The organism is Microlunatus speluncae (assembly GCF_009299835.1).
In the GTDB taxonomy this organism is placed as follows: domain Bacteria; phylum Actinomycetota; class Actinomycetes; order Propionibacteriales; family Propionibacteriaceae; genus Microlunatus; species Microlunatus speluncae.
On sequence record NZ_VKCZ01000006.1, the window covers coordinates 141,716 to 158,903 of the forward strand.

The 17,188-nt window shown below is 69.7% G+C and carries 13 protein-coding genes; 4 read left to right on the top strand and 9 right to left on the bottom strand.

Annotated elements, in window-relative coordinates; genetic code table 11:
• The first annotated feature begins 135 nt into the window (after positions 1-135).
• The 3 genes from FNH24_RS09540 (at position 136) to FNH24_RS09550 (ending at position 3,229) form a co-directional block, all read left to right on the top strand.
• A complete protein-coding gene (locus FNH24_RS09540; RefSeq protein ID WP_152361939.1) occupies positions 136-1,329 on the top strand; it encodes an enolase C-terminal domain-like protein in 1,194 nt (397 codons plus the stop codon).
• 18 nt (positions 1,330-1,347) lie between these two features.
• A complete protein-coding gene (locus FNH24_RS09545) occupies positions 1,348-2,343 on the top strand; it encodes an SDR family oxidoreductase (RefSeq protein WP_217428126.1) in 996 nt (331 codons plus the stop codon).
• A gap of 277 nt (positions 2,344-2,620) precedes the next feature.
• Entirely contained in the window at positions 2,621-3,229 is a 609-nt protein-coding gene (locus tag FNH24_RS09550; protein WP_217428127.1) for a class I SAM-dependent DNA methyltransferase, read from the top strand.
• A 205-nt stretch (positions 3,230-3,434) separates the two neighbouring features.
• Here FNH24_RS09550 and FNH24_RS09555 read toward each other — a convergent pair whose 3' ends face one another.
• Positions 3,435-4,052, bottom strand: a complete 618-nt coding sequence (locus FNH24_RS09555; protein ID WP_152361941.1) for a mycothiol-dependent nitroreductase Rv2466c family protein — start codon at positions 4,050-4,052, stop codon at positions 3,435-3,437.
• A gap of 65 nt (positions 4,053-4,117) precedes the next feature.
• On the opposite strand from FNH24_RS09555, the gene treY reads away from it, so the two are divergent.
• The gene (gene treY / locus FNH24_RS09560; RefSeq protein WP_152361942.1) at positions 4,118-6,367 is read left to right on the top strand and encodes a malto-oligosyltrehalose synthase; all 2,250 of its coding nucleotides are present in this window, start codon (positions 4,118-4,120) and stop codon (positions 6,365-6,367) included.
• Here the strand turns inward: treY and FNH24_RS09565 are convergent, their stop codons facing one another.
• The 8 genes from FNH24_RS09565 to FNH24_RS09600 all read right to left on the bottom strand — a co-directional run bounded on the left by FNH24_RS09565 (position 6,368) and on the right by FNH24_RS09600 (position 17,049).
• Entirely contained in the window at positions 6,368-6,847 is a 480-nt protein-coding gene (locus FNH24_RS09565) for a GbsR/MarR family transcriptional regulator (protein WP_161606067.1), read from the bottom strand. It abuts the gene before it with no gap.
• A gap of 42 nt (positions 6,848-6,889) precedes the next feature.
• Complete coding sequence (locus FNH24_RS09570) at positions 6,890-8,548, bottom strand: ABC transporter permease (protein WP_152361944.1); 1,659 nt, start codon at positions 8,546-8,548, stop codon at positions 6,890-6,892.
• The gene (locus tag FNH24_RS09575) at positions 8,545-9,450 is read right to left on the bottom strand and encodes an ABC transporter ATP-binding protein (protein WP_152361945.1); all 906 of its coding nucleotides are present in this window, start codon (positions 9,448-9,450) and stop codon (positions 8,545-8,547) included. The genes FNH24_RS09570 and FNH24_RS09575 overlap by 4 nt, the downstream gene beginning before the upstream one ends.
• Before the next feature lie 59 nt (positions 9,451-9,509).
• The gene (locus FNH24_RS09580; RefSeq protein WP_152361946.1) at positions 9,510-11,624 is read right to left on the bottom strand and encodes a hypothetical protein; all 2,115 of its coding nucleotides are present in this window, start codon (positions 11,622-11,624) and stop codon (positions 9,510-9,512) included.
• A gap of 430 nt (positions 11,625-12,054) precedes the next feature.
• Positions 12,055-13,725: an alpha-L-arabinofuranosidase C-terminal domain-containing protein gene (locus FNH24_RS09585; RefSeq protein ID WP_152361947.1), complete on the bottom strand. Its 1,671-nt coding sequence runs from the start codon at positions 13,723-13,725 to the stop codon at positions 12,055-12,057.
• Positions 13,726-13,760: 35 nt separating this feature from the next.
• Positions 13,761-14,588: a carbohydrate ABC transporter permease gene (locus tag FNH24_RS09590; protein WP_152361948.1), complete on the bottom strand. Its 828-nt coding sequence runs from the start codon at positions 14,586-14,588 to the stop codon at positions 13,761-13,763.
• Entirely contained in the window at positions 14,585-15,556 is a 972-nt protein-coding gene (locus FNH24_RS09595; RefSeq protein WP_217428128.1) for a carbohydrate ABC transporter permease, read from the bottom strand. Before FNH24_RS09595 ends, FNH24_RS09590 begins: the two co-directional genes overlap by 4 nt.
• A complete protein-coding gene (locus tag FNH24_RS09600; RefSeq protein WP_152361949.1) occupies positions 15,553-17,049 on the bottom strand; it encodes an ABC transporter substrate-binding protein in 1,497 nt (498 codons plus the stop codon). Before FNH24_RS09600 ends, FNH24_RS09595 begins: the two co-directional genes overlap by 4 nt.
• Positions 17,050-17,188 lie beyond the last annotated feature (139 nt).

Below are 17,188 nucleotides of genomic sequence, written 5' to 3' on the forward strand. Positions count from 1 at the left end.
GAGGCCGAGTGGCGTCGATCCAGCTCGGCTGCCCACCCCCGACGAGAACGAAGTATCCGCTCGATTTCCGCTTCGCGCAATCGCTCAGCCACGTTTCGGAATCTGAGCGCTCGCGCAGGCGAGACAAGGAGCCCCGTGCGCCGCCTGCTCGTCACCGCCGTTGAAATCCACCTCGTCTCCGGTCCGAGCCCGGAGCCACCGCCGGGCGGGCGGCAGCGGCAGGTCAACGCCGCCGCGATCTACGCCGATCGCCGGCCGCCGCGCTACACCTCGGTGCCGGCGGCGCGGGCCGGCGCGGCCGAGTCGCGCTATCTCCGGATCGGGACCGACGCCGGCGTGGACGGGTTCTACGGGCCGATCGACGACGAAGTGGTGTGGCCGCTGCTGCAGCAGCTGCGCGACGTCGTGCTCGGCCAGGACGCGCTGGCCTCCTCGATCATCTGGGACCGGCTGGAGCGGTCCAACCGGCACGCCCGGCACGGCGCGCTGAAGATGGCGATCAGCGCGATCGACAACGCCCTGTGGGACCTGCGCGGCAAGGTCTTCGACACCCCGGTGTGGCAGTTGTTGGGCGGGCCGGCGCGGGCTCGCATCCCGGCGTACGCCAGCACGCTGGGCACCTCGCTCGAGCTCGACGTCGTCCGGCAGACCGCGACGGCGCTGCGGGACGAGGGCTATGCCGGGCAGAAGTGGTTCTTCGGCGACGGGCCGGCCGACGGGGCCGAGGGCCTGGCCAACAACGTCGCGCTGGCCCGCACCGTCCGGGAGGCCGTGGGCGACGAGCCGGACATCATGTTCGACGCGCTCGGCGGCTTCGACCTGACCCACGCCCGGGCCTGGGCGCAGCGGGTCGAGGAGTTGCGGCCGCGCTGGCTGGAGGAGCCGTTCCCGCCGAACCGGCTGCCCGCGTTCGCCGAGCTGCGGGCCGCGACCACGGTGCCGCTGGCCACCGGCGAGCACTTGTACGACCGGGCCGACGTGCTGCCGTACCTGAGCGACGGGATCCTGGCCGCGGTCCAGGCCGACCCGGAATGGTGCGGCGGCGTCACCGAGTTGGTCCGGATCTGTGCCCTGGCCGAGACGTTCGGGGTGCCGGTGATCCCGCACGGGCACGGTCTGCACGCCGCCCTGCACGTGATCGCCAGCCAGTCGCCGGCGGCCTGCCCGATGGCGGAATACCTGGTCCGGATCATGCCCAACCGGCATCACTTCGAGCTCGATCCGCCGGCGCCGGTCGACGGCTTCTTCGAGTTGCCGACCGAGCCCGGTTTCGGGATCACCCTGGACGAGTCCAAGATCGACAATCGCACCGTGCTGAACTTCAACTGATCAAGGAAGATGGTCCGCATGAGCCTTTCCGTCCTGTTCCTCGGCGGCACCGGAACGATCAGCAGCTGGTGTGCCCGCCGCGCCGTCGACGCCGGCATCGCCCTGACCGTCCTCAACCGCGGCACGACCACCAGCCGGCCGCTGCCGGACGGCGTCGAGGTGCTGCGCGGCGACGCCCGGGATGCGGAGTCGGTGCGGGCGGCGATCGGTGATCGCGAGTTCGACGTGGTGGTCGACTTCATCGCGTTCCTGCCCGAGCACGTCGCTGCCGACATCGAGCTGTTCCGCGGCCGGGTCGGCCAGTTCGTCTTCATCAGCTCGGCGTCGGCGTACCAGAAGCCCGTCGGCAATCTGCCGATCACCGAGTCGACGCCGCTGCACAACCCGTTCTGGCAGTATTCGCGGGACAAGATCGCCGGCGAGGATCTGTTGATCAACGCTTACCGCAACGATGGCTTCCCGATCACGATCATCCGGCCGTCGCACACGTACGACGACCTGCGCACCCCGTTGCTGGGCGGCCACGCCGACATCGACCGGATGCGGGCCGGGAAGCCGGTGCTGGTGCACGGCGACGGCACCTCGCTCTGGACGCTGACCCACAGCTCCGACTTCGCCGTCGCGTTCACCGGCCTGCTCGGTGATCAACGCACCATCGGCGAGAGCTACACGATCACCTCCGATCAGGCGCTGACCTGGGATCAGGTCTATCGGGCCATCGGCGCGGCCGCCGGGGTGCGCGATCCGGAACTCGTGCACGTCAGCTCCGAGACGATCGCGCGGTTCGTGCCGAGCCTCGGCCCGGGTCTGGTCGGCGACAAGGCCCACTCGGTCGTCTTCGACAACAGCAAGGTGAAGGCGATCGTGCCGCACTACGTCTGCCGGGTGCCGTACGCGGAGGGCGCGCGCCGGATCGTCGCCACCTACGACGCCGACCCCTCGCTGGCCAGCCCGAACGAGGCCCTGGAACAGGCCTACGACACGCTGATCAACCTCGGCCGCACCGCTCCCTGATCTTCATCGCTCGGCCGAGCCGGCTTGATCAAATCGAAGTCCACTGGTGCCGAGATTCCAGACCATCGGATCATCGGAGTACGCGAGTGGACGCTCCGGCCACGAATTTCCCGACCGGACGTGGCCAACGCGTCCACTCGAAACGCCAGGCCCAACTCGACCGCGCGGACCGCGAAGCTGCCGCTGGCGGGAAACAGGCATCCACAAAGGGGTGGCGTTCGACCGACACCGACTGCGACTATCGCCCTACGGCTCCAACCGGATCGAGGGCTTGAGGATGGATTCCAGCGCCGAGCAGCGCAGATTCTGGGACAACCACGCGCTGAGTTGGGATCCGAGCGCAGCGGTCGAGACTGATGACACGACACCCCTGCTTGACTTTCTGGCTGCACTGGCCGGCGACGGACCCGCGCTTGAGCTCGGAATCGGTACGGGGAGGATCGCCGTTCCCTTGTATCGCCGCGGCGTCTCCGTGGCTGGCATCGACGTATCGCCGGGCATGATCAAAGTTCTCCACGACACCGTGTCGGCCGAGGAGATTCCCGCAACCGTTGGGAGCATGGCGAGCGCTGACGCCCCGGGTCGGGACTACCGACTCGTGTACGTCATCGCGAACGCGATCTCGTGCCTTGTCTACCAGGATGAGCAGATCGCCTGTTTCCAGAACGCTGCTCGGCACCTTCGCCCGGGCGGTCACCTCGTGATCTCCCTGTGGGTGCCGCAGCTGCGCGAGCTGCCCCTCGGGCAGACGCTGGTCGCCGGGACCGTCACCGACACGAAGTGGATCATCGACAGCTACGACATCGTCGCGCAGCGTGTGGTGTCGCACCATTTCACGGTGGACGGTGACAGGGTGATCGGAAGTCGAGGCAGTCAACATCGCTAAGTCTGGCCCGCTGAACTGGATGTCATGGCCAAGATGGCAGGGCTTGAACCGGTGGATCGATTCGCCGGCTGGGACCGATCTCCGTTCACTGCGGACAGCAAGACCGGCGTATCGGTCTGGCGTAAGAACGGTTCAGACAGCAAGACACTCGACTAGTTACCGCGGGCCAGCCACACCGGGCGGCGGGCCCGCGCCCTCGTCCTCGTCAGTCGAAGTTGATCGACTCGGTGCGCTCGCGCTTGATTTCGAAGAAGTACGGGAGCGACGCCAGCTTGACCGTGGCGTCCCAGAGTTCACCGGCCTCCTCGCCGCGCGGGATCCGGGTGATCACCGGGCCGAAGAAGGCGACGCCGTTGACGTGGATCGTCGGCGTGCCGACACCCTTGCCGACCTTGTCCATGCCCTCGTGGTGGCTGGCCCGGATCTCCTTGTCGTATTCGGTCGAGCTCGCGGCCTCGGCCAGGTCGGCCGGCAGCCCGACCTCCGCCAGCGACTCCGCGATCACCGACTCGATGTCCTTGTTCTGCTGCTTGTGGATCCGGGTGCCGTACGCGGTGTACAGCGGGCTGAGGATCTCCTCGCCCTTCAGCCGGGCGGCGGCGATGGCGACCCGCTGGTAGGACCAGCCGCGTTGCACGCCCTGGCGGTAGTCCTCGGAGACCTCGGTGTCCTCGTTCAGGACGGCCAGGCTCATCACGTGGAAATGGGTCTCGATGTCGCGGACCTTCTCGACCTCGAGGATCCAGCGCGAAGTGACCCAGCAGAACGGACAGAGAGGATCGAACCAGAAGTCGGCGCGGTCGCGAGAAGCAGATTCACTCACCGTGGTATCAGTCACGTAGTACCGCAACCGGGCGGCGCTTGGGCCTATTCCCGTAGGCTCGCGGAGTGACACCGAGCTCGACGTACCGCCTGCAGATCCGGCCCGGCTTCACCCTCGATGATGCCGCCCGGCTGGTCGACTATCTGGCCGACCTCGGCGTCGGCGCGGTCTACCTGTCGCCGCTGCTCAAGTCGACCACCGGCTCCGATCATGGCTACGACACCACCGATCCGACCCGGATCGACCCGGCCCGGGGCGGCGAGGAGGGTTGGCAGGCGCTGCTCGCCGCGGCCCGTGGGCGTGGCCTCGGCGTCGTCGTCGACATCGTGCCCAACCATCTCGGGATCGCCGTGCCGCACGAGAATCCGGCCTGGTGGGACGTGCTGCGACTGGGCCGGGCGTCGGCGTACGCCGCCTGGTTCGACATCGACTGGGCCGCGGGGCCGATCATGCTGCCGGTGCTCGGCGACGAGGGCGAGCTCGAGCTGGTCGACGGCGAACTGCGCTACTACGAGCACCGCTTCCCGCTGGCGCCGGACAGTTGGCAGGACGGCGACGACCCGGCCGCCGTTCATGATCGCCAGCACTACCGGCTGATCCACTGGTCCCGCGGTGATCATGAACTGACCTACCGGCGGTTCTTCACGATCACCACCCTGGCCGGAGTCCGGGTCGAGGACGAGGAGGTCTTCCGGGCCACCCACGCCCGGGTCGCCGGCTGGGTCACCGAGGGGATCGACGGGCTGCGGATCGATCACCCGGACGGGCTGGCCGATCCGACCGGCTATCTCGAGCAACTCCGCCGACTGGCGCCCGAGGCGTGGATCGTGGTGGAGAAGATCTTGGAGCCGGGCGAGCAACTGCCGGCCGAGTGGCCGGTCGCCGGCAGCACCGGCTACGACGCCCTGGCCGAGATCAACCAGGTGTTGCTGGACCATGATCAGGAGAACTGGCTGGATGCCCTGTATCGCCGGCTCACCGGCGACCAGGCGACGGCCGCCGAGCACCTCGAGCGCGGCAAGCGGCAGGTCGCGGACACGCTGTTCCGGGCCGAGCGGCGACGGCTGGCTCGGCTGGTCCCGGAGCTGGAGCAGGCGGGCGACGCGTTGGCCGAGATCGCGATCGCGTACGACGTCTATCGGTCCTATCTGCCGATCGGTGCCGACCGGCTCGATCGCGCCGTGGTGCTCGCCGCCCGCCGCCGGCCGGAGCTGGCCCGGACCCTGGCGGCGCTGCTGCCGCGGCTGCGCGACCCCGCTGACGAGCTGTCGGTACGGCTGCAGCAACTGGCCGGGGCGGTGATGGCCAAGGGCGTCGAGGACACCGCCTACTACCGCTACAGCCGGTTCGCCGGCGGCAATGAGGTCGGCGGTGATCCGGCCACCTTCGGCAGTCGGATCGTGGAGTTCCACGCCGCGCAGGAGCACCGGCAGACGTGGACCCCGCGGTCCATGACGTCGTTGTCGACGCACGACACCAAGCGCGGCGAGGACGTCCGGGCCCGGCTGGCGGTACTGCCCGAACTGGGGACGCACTGGGCCGAGTTCGCCGCGACGTTCCTCGACGCCACCGGCCTGGAGAACCGGCGGTTCGGCTATCTGCTGGCGCAGACGCTGGCCGGGACCGGTCCGATCGAGCGGGACCGGCTGCTGGCGTACGCGCAGAAGGCGGCCCGGGAGGCCGCCGAGGAGACCGGCTGGACCCGGGTCGACCAGGAGTACGAGAGCCGGGTCGCGGCCGCGGTCGAGCTGGCTTACGACGACCCCGGTCTCCGGGCGGCCTGGGACCGGCTGGAGGCCATGATCATCGAGCCCGGCCGGTCCAACGCCCTGGCCGCGAAGCTGCTCCAGTTGACCGCCCCCGGCATCCCGGATGTCTATCAGGGAACGGAACTGTGGCAGGACTCGCTGGTCGATCCGGACAACCGCCGACCGGTCGACTTCACCGAGCGGGCCCGGCTGCTCGCCGGATTCGATCAGCCGCCGGCGATCGACGACAGCGGCGCGGCCAAGCTCTGGATCACTCGTGCCGCCCTGACCCTGCGCCGCGCGGAGCCCGGCCGGTTCACCGGCTACCGCCCGATGTTCGCCGACGGCCCGGCCGGCTGGCATCTGATCGGCTTCGACCGCGGCGGCGCGATCACTCTGGCCACCCGACTCCCGGTCGGCCTGGCCGAGCTCGGCGGCTGGGCCGAGACGTCGGTCGAGTTGCCGACGGCGGTCACCGACCGGCTCACCGGCCGGCACCATCCCGCGGGCCGGGCCGAGCTGGGCCGGCTGTTGGCGAGCTACCCGGTCGCCCTGCTCGCCCCCTGATCAGGCCCCGTCGCGCGCGTCCCGGAGCTGCTGCCATTCCCGCACCAGCTCCGGCGTCCGCTCGGCGATGAAGGCGAAGAAGTCGCGGGTCTCGGCCAGCCGACGGCCGGGGGCGGTTTTCGGACCGACCGCGCGGACGCCGCGCTCGAGTTCGGCGGCCAGCCGTTCGTAGACCGGGTTTCGGGAGATCACCGCTTCGTACCAGTGATCACCGCCGAGCGAGTACGAATCCAGTCGATCACCGGGATTGCGGGTCTTGATCAGGAACCCGGACTGGATCAGTGCCCGGCCTGCCCCGCTGATCGCGGCCGGGCTCACCTGCAACGTCTCGGTCAGTTCGGGCACGGTGCTGCTGCCCGACTCCGACGACAGGACCGCGGCGAGCATCCGGGCCGCCATCCGCTGCAGCCCGGAGCCGGCGAGCACCAGGGCCAGGCCCTCGATGAACTCGTTCCGAGCACCGTCCCCCGCTGTCGCCATCGCCATCTCCCCTCACTCGGTTCGGTTGCCCGCACCCTATCCTCAAGCCGGCCGGATATCCCGGCGACGCAACACCAGCAGGCCGACGGTCGCCAGCGCCACGGTGATCAACACCAGCACGATCAGTGGGGTCAGCTGCAGCGTCGCACCGGTGATGATCTTGCTGACATAGGCGAACGGGATCACCGCGTTGGCGACGGCATAACGCAACCCGATGATCGGGCCGAGGCTCTCGCCGAACACGTTGACGAAGACCCAGGCGGCCCAGCCGACGGCGACCGCGATCCGCGGCAGCACTCCGATGGCGAACATGATCACCCCTGCCAGCACCCAGATCGCGGGGATCTGGATCGCCGCCGCCGCGAGCACCCGGCCGACCTGGACCGGGCCGGTGCCCGAGGTGACGCCGTAGCTCAGCCCGGCCGCCAGCCCGCTGACGGTCATGATCACCGCCGTGCCGGCCAGGGCGATGATCAGGTGTGCGCCGGCCCAGCGCAGCCGGCTGATCGTGGTCGACAGGGTGAGCTCGGCCAGCCCGTTGCTCTCCTCGGCCCGGACCCGGGCCAGCACCAGGACCGGATAGAGCGCCACCGTGCCGGCGATCGAGACGATGATCATCCAGACGAAGGTGTCGGCGATCGAAGCGCCGGGATGATCCGCGTACCGGTTGAGGAACTCGGTCACCTGCGGGCCGCCGCGGTCGGCGAGCTCCGGCATCCCCGCCGCGACGCCCGCGGTGGCGAGCGCCAGCGCGCCGCAGGCGGCCAGCCAGCCGGCCAGGAAGCCACGCTGCAATCGCCAGGCCAGGCCGAACGGGCCTGCGAGGCCGGGAGCCGCGGCATCCGGGCCCGGCCGGGGCCTGATCACGCCCGACCCGAGGTCCCGCCGGTCGGCCATCCGGGCCGCAAGCGCGACGCCGGCCGCGCCGACCAGCAACGGCAGCACCAGCACCAGGCCCTGCTCGTCACCGTACGGTGCCACCAGATGGCTCCACCCGGTGAAGGACAACCAGCGCAGGCCGAGCAGCCCGCTGCCGTCGGCGACGAATCTGGTCAGGTAGGCCAGGCCGAGCACCACGGCCGCGATCACGGTGGCCCCGCGGGACCGCTCGGTCAGCTGCGCCGTGATCACCGCCAGCACGGTGGCCACGCTGCCGGCCGACGCGATCGCCGCGGCGAACGCCACGCTGCCGACCACGTCGGTGCCCAACGTGATCATGCCCAGCCCGATCAGACCCGCCGCGGCGACCACCACGATCAGGCCGATGATCAACCCGGACAGCCAGGAGGCGTGCCGGCCGACCGTGCTCGCCCTGATCAACTCCAGTCGCCCGGTCTCCTCCTCGGCCCGGGTCTGCCGGATCACGATCAGGATCGCGATCAGCGACACCAGCAGATAGAGGATGTCGCCGATCTTCCACACCACCAGGGCGCCGAGCGAGTCGCCCTGCAACTGGCCGGTGAACGCCGTCAGGGCGGCGTTGCCGCCCACCTCCGCGGCGAACTCCCGGCGGGCGGTGTCGGTCGGGAAGGTCCGCGCGTACTGCAGCGCGGTGCCGATGCCGAGCAGCACCAGGAACAGCACCGCGCCGATCACCAGCCCCCGGTTGCGCCGCAGGCCGAGCCGGACCGCGAAGCCCGTGCCCTCGAGCCCGCCGTCCGCCGGTCCCCGGCGCACCGAGCGGACCGCCGGCGCGGTCATCGGGCCGCTCCCACAGGGAGTTCGGTCCGGTAGTGCTGCAGGAACAGGTCTTCCAGGCTCGGCGGGCTGCTGACCAGGCTGCGCACCCCGGCGGCGGCCAGCACGCCGAGCAACTCGCTCAGTCCGTTCGGGTCGACCTGGCAGCTGATCATGGTGCCGTCGCGGCGGACCTCGTGCACGCCGACGATTCGGTCCAGGTCCGGCAGCGGGCCGGTCAACTCGGCGGTGACCGTCGTCCGGGTCAGGTGCCGCAGCTCGGCCAGCGTGCCGGACTCGACGGTGCGGCCGGAGCGGATGATCGTGACCCGGTCGCACAGCGCCTCCACCTCGGACAGGATGTGCGACGACAGCAGCACCGTCCGGCCGGCGGCGCGCTCCTCCCGGATGCACTCGGTGAACACCGCCTCCATCAGCGGGTCGAGCCCGGAGGTCGGCTCGTCCAAGATCAACAGATCGACCTTGGCCGCAAGCGCGGCGATCAGCGCGACCTTCTGCCGATTGCCCTTGGAATAGGTCCGGCAGCGCTTCCGCAGATCGAGGTCGAAGCGCCGGACCAGCTCGGCCCGGCGACCCGGATCGAGCCCGCCGCGCAGCCGGCCGAGCAGATCGATCACCTCACCGCCGGTCAGGTTGGGCCACAGCGCCACATCCCCGGGCACGTACGCGAGCCGCCCGTGCAACGCCGTCGCGTCCTGCCACGGGTCCCCGCCGAAGAGCCGTACCGTCCCGTGATCAGCCCGGATCAGACCGAGCAGAACCCTGATGGTGGTGGACTTCCCGGCACCGTTGGGGCCGAGGAAGCCGTGCACTTCGCCCGATCGGACGGTCAGGTCGAGGCCGTCCAGGGCCATACTGACGCCGTAGGCCTTGGACAGGCCGGCGATCTCGATGGAGTTACTCACTCCTCGAGCGTACACAGTATTCATAGTTTTGTGAATACTGTGAATTGATCTTGCGGAGCTCAGAACGCGGCCAGCAGGCCCTCCGTCCGGACCGACCACCCGGCCGGGAAGCCCGGCGCGGCGCGCTCGGGGCCGCCATCCCAGCCGGCAGCCATCAGCGCCACCGCGGCCAGCAGGCCTCCGTTGCCGGGCAGATACAGCGGCAACGAGTCGGTCTGCCGGTTGTGCCCGTTGATCAAGGTCTCGTTCTTGTGCCGGTCGGCGAGCAGGGCGTCGACCGCGGCGTCCGGTCGACCGAGCCGGGCGGCGCACATCGCGATCACCGGATAGTCCCAGCCCCAGGTGCTGGACCAGTCCCAGTCGGCCAGCACGTCGTCCAGCGTCGCCGCCATGATCACCGGATCGATCTTGGTCGTCTGCGGCAGCACGCCCAGGGCGCAGAGCATCGACGGATGATCGGTGCGGATCGTGTACGGGTCGACCTCGATCGCCGGATAGATCCCGTCCCGCGGCGCCGGTGCGATGATCTTGTCCGCGACCTCGCGCCAGCGGGCCGGCACCGACCGGCCGAGCCGCTGCTGCCAGCGGCACGCGACGTCGAGCGCCCAGTGCCAGTAGACGAGTTCGTAGGTGGGGTTCCACAGTCGGGCCCGGATCCCGCCGTAACTCTCCTGGGCCGGGATCAGCGGCGGCCCGAGCTCGTATCCGCGATCGGTCGGCACCGCCAGGTCGGCCATGAACTCGGCGCTGGCGAAGACGATGTCGGCGAACTCCTCCAGCACCGCCCGCTGCCGGTCCGGATCGGCACCGGTCGCGGCGTGGGTGAGCTCGGCCAGATGGATCGGATGCGGCTGTTGCCAGATCAGGAACGGCCCGATCGAGCTCGGCGCCTCGCGGCCGTCCGGCCCGACCTGTTTCGGCCAGCGGGCGCCGACGTAGCCCTGGACCGCGGCCAGCTCGCGCGCCGCCGGCAGGGCGCCGTGATACCAGCGCAGGCTGCGCAGCAACAGCTCCGGCCGACCCCACATCGGGAAGTGCGCGCTGTGCCACCAGTGCATCTCGAGATGAAACTTGCCCCGCCAGGAGTTGCAGATCAGCCCGGTCTCGGCCGGCGGCAGCGAGCCCGCGCTGATCGCCGTCAGATACTGCGAGAGCACGACGCGACGCTCGATCTCGGCGGCCCGCGGATCGTCGGTGCCGGACAGGTCGACCGCGCCGCCGCTGCGCCAGAAGGCGGCCCAGGATTCGGCGCCGCGCTCCGCGACCTCGGCGAACTCGGGCACCGGACCGGCGACCGGGCCCGGCGTGAACCAGGCGCGCAGCTCCAGCGCCCCGGAATGATCATGGTCGAGCCGCAGCGCGTGCCGGCCGGTCGGTCGCAGCGCCGCCCCGGCGGTCGCGGCCAGCCGGACCTGGTAGGCGGTGCCGTCGACCCACCGCCGGGCGGTCCAGCCGTCGGGCTCGGTGATCAACTCGGTGCGGTGCCGGTCCGGCGTCTCCCAGTCGGCGGAGCGGTGCCAGTCTTCGCTGCCGTACGGAAAACTGAGCTGGACCGCGAGCACACCGGCGGCCAGCGCGGTCGACTCGATCCGGAAGCCCACCAGATCCCGGTCCGGATCGCAGGCCGTGATCACCGAGACCCGGTGACCGGCCACCGTGAACGCGCTGCGCAGCTCGCCGCGCCACAGGTCCAGCACCTGTTCGGCGTCCTCGAGTTCTTCCGGACGCAGCGGCTCACCGGCCGGGACACGATCGGTCCGGATCAGGCCGATCATCCCGAGGTGCAGCCGGTGCGGATTGGCCCGCAGCCACAGATCCCGGTCGTTGGTGCCGTGCTCGGTCCCACCCTGCACCGCCCCGCTCTGATCGACGTAGCGGACCGGCCCGCGCGGGGTCCGGTAGCTGATCATCGCGTCTTCGATCCGGTACGGCTCCGCGGCCGGGGTCGCATGCCAACCCCAGTGGCTCATCGTGCCCAGCAGCGTCCCGTCCCGCGCCTCCGGGTCCCGCGGGCCGACCGGGTAGTGGTCGGGGAAGCTCTGCAGCCCGGTCAGGTCGGCGGTGAAGCAGAACTCCCCGTTGCCGACGGTCAGCGGCGATCGCGGATCCGCGGTCCGCAGCACCACCCGGTGCCGCCGCACCAGAGCCTGCCGATCGATCGGCGCGTCGGCCATCACCCGTACTCCCGTTCTGGAAATCGCTTTCTTCCCAGACTTCCGCAGCGATGATCAAGGTGTCAAGTCACGATCCCCGTTTCGGAGCCGATCCGGCCGGACCTTTGGCCATTGGCCATCACCGATCACGAATGCTGAACTGCATCCCGACGAGCAACCGTTTTCTGATCATGGCCGATGACGGCAGTGAGGAACCTCGATGACCACCGTGGCAGACCTGAACGGCGACGGCTACACCAACCTCGAGAACTACCTCCACTCCCGCGTCCACTGACCCGGGCTTTGGTGCGTTTCTCTACCTGTGGCGACAAATGACCCTGGTTCCGGGCGAAATCGGGATCGTTTCTCTACCTGTGTCGAGAAACGACCAGTCGCGGGGCGCTTCGCGGCGCATTTGTCGCCACAGGTAGAGAAACGCACCAGGCCCGGGTCAGCGGGGGAAGGTGAGCAGGGTGATCGAGTGGGCGGGCAGGGTGATCTGGCCGTCGACCAGGGTGACCCGCGCCGGCGCGGAGAGGGCGACGTGATCCGGTCCGCCGATCATGTTCACCGCGAACAGGTCGGCGCCGCCGACGCCGATGGTCCGGCACTCGGCGGTGGTCGGCACCGAGTCGATCTTGCCGTCGAAGCTCAACTGGGCGGTGACGTCGGCGCCGGCCGACCGGTTGATCATCGCGACGGTCAGACGTCCGTCCTCGGTCAGCGCGGAGGAGACGTCCAGGTCCGGCACCGCCCGGGGCATGGTCCAGTAGCCGCCGTCCGGCCGCCGGTGGGCATCGGACAGCCGGGTGTCGGTCCAGGTCGCGGCGCAGCGGGTCCGGCTCGGCGTCGGGCGGTGGCCGAAGTGGTTCTGATAGAGGTCCCAGACGTGATAGGTCGCGGTCCGCACCGAACCGTTCGGGCGTACGTTGATCAGGCCGTTCGCGTTGATCAGATTGACCGTGTTGGCCATGGTGACCGGCGCCGGCAACTGGGCCGCGCGATGGAAGGCGTGGAACACCCCCGCGTAGAACAGGGCGTCGGCCAGGGTCCGCGGGCTGTGCCGATTGACCCGCGTCGGATGATCGACTTCCTGGTCCGGCAGCTCGCGCGCCGCGATGCCGCCGTCCTCGCCTGGCTGCGGCTCCGGCCAGCTCCGCGGCTCGACGTGCCGCATGTTCCACTCGTCCATCGAGATCGCCAGCGGCCGCTCGATCCGGTGCCGCGCGGCCAGACCGTGCAGTTGCTGGGAGAACTCGACGATCGCCTGCTCGAAGAACAGGGCCTGGCCGACGACGGCTGAGAACTCCTCGGCACTCGGGTCGACGAGATGCCGGCTCGACCCGTACAGGTGCAGTGAGAAGTAGTCGGCGACCGAGCCGAGCCCGGCGACGACCGGCTCCAGCCAGGAGTCCCGTTCGTGGCCGACCGCGATAAAGCTCAGGCTGGGATCGACGTTGCGCATGAAGCGCGCGTGCTCAACAGCGTCCTCGACGTAGCGCTGCGGGCTGCGATGCCCCATCTGCCAGCGACCGTAGACCTCGTTGCCCAGCCCCCAGTAGCGCACCCGGTACGGATCCGGGTGCCCGTCGGCGGCCCGCAGTCGGGTCAGCTCGGTGTCGCCGGCGTGGTTGGTGTATTCGACCCAGCGGACGGCGTCGTCGACGCTGCGGCAGGAGTGGGCCAGATACGGCTCCGCACCCACCGCGGCCGACCAGGCCAGGAACTCCGGAGTGCCGAACCGGTTGGACTCCTCGTTGCCCCATGCCAACTCGAGCCGGCGCGGCCGGTCGTCCCGCGGGCCGACGCCGTCGCGCCACCAGTAGGCCGAGGTGAAGTTGCCGCCGGGCCAGCGCAGCACCGGCACCCCGAGCGCCCGGCAGTGCTCCAACACGTCGGTACGACAACCCTGCAACGGCCCGGGTTCAGTGATCGACAACTCGGAGCCCTCGTCGAAGACCCCGCCGTCGATGTTGCCGTAGAAGGCCTGCTCCAGGAAGTGGCCGTAGACGTTCTGATCCACCGGCCGGTCGAGTGGCCGGGTGCCGACGTCGATGACAGCGGTGTCGAGGGAGGCGGTGTCGAGGGGGGACTGGCCGGTGGCGGTCACGGTGTTGATCATCTCTCCTGGGAGCGTTCGAGTTGATTCTGATGCGGTCACTGTTTGACGGCCCCCGCCACGCTCTCGACGAACTGGCGTTGCAGGGCGATGAAGACGCCGATCACCGGCGCCAAGGAGATCACAGCGGCGGCGGCCAGGCCCGGATAGTCCGTACCGTATTCGCCGATGAAGGCGGTCATGCCGACCGCGAGGGTGCGCAGATCGGGCTGGCTCAGGGTGAACACCAGCGGCAGCAGGTACGCGTTCCACGCGGCCAGGAACTGCAGGATGATCACCGTCGCGGTGACCGGCCAGGCCAGCGGCAGGAACACCCGGGCGAAGATCGTCAGCGGCCCGGCGCCGTCGATCCGGGCACATTCCTCCAGCTCCTTCGGCAGACTGCGGAAGTAGCCGGCGTAGAGCAGCGTCGCCGCCACGTGCCCGCCGGCACCGAGGCCGAAGATCACGCCCAGGTGAGTGTTCAGCAGGCCGAGCTGATCGGTCAGCTGAGTGACCGGGATGATCGTGTAGCCCTCGGGCAGAAAGAAGGTGATCAGGAACACCGCGATCAATCCCTTCTTGCCGGGGAAGTCACACCGGCCGAGGACGTAGCCGGCCAGTGCGCTGCGGATCACGATCAGCACCACGGTCCCGATCGTGATCAGCACGGTGTTGATCATGTAGTCGGAGAAGCCGACCTCGGCCCAGGCCCGGGCGTAGTTGTCCCAGACCGGCTGCTCCGGCAGCAACGACAGGCCCTTGCCGAAGATCTCCGGCTGCCGCTTCAGCGAGGCCGAGACCAGCCAGATGAACGGATAGATCCAGATCGCGCAGAAGATCAGCAAACCCAGCCCGATCAGCCAGCGGCCACGGCAACGGTTCATGCCTGCCTCCGCCGGACGGCCCGGATGCCGGCGGCCTGGGCGACGGCCAGGATCACGGTGAGCAGGCCGAACAGGACGGCGGCGGCGGAGGCGTAGCCGAGCTGCGGCACGGTCGCTTCGTAGGCGGTGCGGTAGATGAACAACTCGATCACCTCCGAGGAGTACGCCGGCCCGCCGCCGGTCAAGGTGGTGACCAGGTCGAACACGTTCAGCGCGCCGATGATGTCGATCAAGGTGATGATCACCAGGAACGGTCGGAGCAACGGCAGGGTGATGTGCCAGAACTCCCGCACGGCACCGGCCCGGTCCACCCGGGCCGCCTCCCCCAGCTCCGGCGGGATCGTCTGCAGCGCGGCCAGCCAGTAGATCATCGTGATCCCGAGCCATTTCCAGACCCAGACGGCGACGACGGTGACCAGCGAGGTGTCGGTGTCGGCGGCGAAGTTCACCGGCGATTCCAGCAGCGCAAGCTTGATCAACGCCAGGTTGACCGGGCCGCCCGCGTCCAGGATCAGCGTGAAGACGACCCCGATGATCGCGCCGGTGGTGACCACCGGCAGGAAGATCAACGTCCGGAAGAAGCCGCGGAACGGGGTCCGCCGACTGTTCAGCACCAGGGCCAGCAGCAGCGCCCCACCGACCCGGAGCGGGACGCCGATGATCATGAACACCAGCGAGTTCCGGAAGGCGCTCCAGAACAGGTCGTCGGCCAGCAGCCGCTCGAAGTTGCCCAGCCCGATGAAAGTGCCGCGGAGCGCGAAACCGGGCCAGTCCAGAAGCGCGTACCACCAGCTCGCGACCAGCGGATAGACCGTGTAAGCGCCGTAGCCGAGCACGGTCGGCAACAGGAACAGATAGATCCACCAGCTCTGCCGCAGCCGGGTCAGAAACGGGCGTCGACCGGTGCGGCCGGCGACGGGGCCGGCGACCGTCCGGGTGCCGGCCAGCGGGGTGGTGCCGATCGTCACTGCCGGTAGTCCTCTCCCGGCTTCCAGTCGGCGAACACCCAGTCCTCCAGGCTGACCTCGGCGCCCTTCCCGGCTGCGGCCTTGACCGCCCGTTCCCGCTCCTTGCTCATCGCATCGGACAGGGTCCGCAGCGCGCCGGCAAAGTCCCGGTTGGCGCCGGTCAGCACCGCCTGGGCGATGGTGCCGAGGTTGGGGTCGACCGGGCGCATCTCCACCAGGGCCTGGGCCACCGCCGGATTGCGTACCTGAGGTTGCGGTGCGAGCTTCACGTCCTCGGCCAGATTCTCGATGTTGGTCCGGTACGCGGGGTGGACGTCGGCCTCGGCGACCACGTCGGCCAAGATCGGCGGCTGGTCCATCGCGGCGGCCAGCTTCTTCATGAACTCCGGGTCGAGCATGGAGAACATCACGTCGGCGCCGAGCTTCGGCAGCTTCGCCTGGGCCGAGACCCAGAAGGTGCCACCGGGCGGGGCGCTGTAGATCACCGGCGGTGTGCCGCCCGGGGTGGGGATCCGCCAGACCCCGACACCGCGCTCGACCGCCTCCGGCTCCTGGACCTTCAGACCGCCGATGAACCAGGCACCCCAGGGATAGACCGTCGCCTGGCCGGCGGCCCAGCGGGACCGGGCGTCACGGGTGTCCATCGACGCCGACGCGGGATGCACCAACCCGTCGGCCTGCAACGACATCAGGAACTCGAACGCGTCCAGGAACGGTTGATCATGGAAGACGTACTCGCCGGACTGCGGGGCGACCGCACCGGCCGCTCCGGCCGCCATGGCGAATCGGGTGATCAATGCCTCGAGGTAGCCGGGGATCTTGCCCGGCAGCACGATCGGGGACGAGCCTTCGGGCAGCTTGGCCTTGAGGGTGCGCAGCGCGGCCCGGAAGTCGTCCCAGCTCGCCGGCGATTCGGCCGGATCCAGCCCGGCCGCTTCGAGCTGGGCGGTGTTGAGCCAGGGCGACGCGTCGTGGGTCCGGCCGCTGAAGACCGGGAACGAGTAGATCCGGCCGTCGAACCGATGGATCCCGTCCAGCAACTGATCGGCGATCGGCGACCCGGCGAGATCGACGAACTCGTCGATCGGCTGGAACCAGTCGGCGCCGACCAGCGAGGCCGGGCTGCTGTCCAGGCCGGCCAGGGAGTGCACGTCCGGCGGCTGCTTGCTGCGCCGGGCCAGTTGCAGCGCCTGCCCGAGGGCCGGCGCGTCCAGCTCGCGCCGCTCGACGGTCACGCCCGGATGCCGTTCGGCGTACGGCTGGAACAGGTCCTTGGTGAACAGCGCGGTCAACGGGCGGAACTGGTCCCACCACTGCACCGTCCCGGTCGCCGCGCCACCGCCGCTCGGCCCCGGGCTCTGGGCCGGCTCGCCGGAACCGGTGCAGCCCGACAGCAATGAACCGGCCACGGCCGCGCCGGCCAGACCGGCGGCGGACCCGAGCAGCCGGCGGCGGCTCAGCCTCGTCCGGGTGGCCGCTGGGAGTTGGCTCATCGGGGACCCCTTTGTTCTCGTACCGACGCCGAATGACCCCGACGCTAAGCCGCCCTCGGACTATCTGTCAATGTCCTGTACATAAATCATGGAACGTTAGAACTTTTGATTGTCGTAAATGGTGCGGTGTCCTACAGTG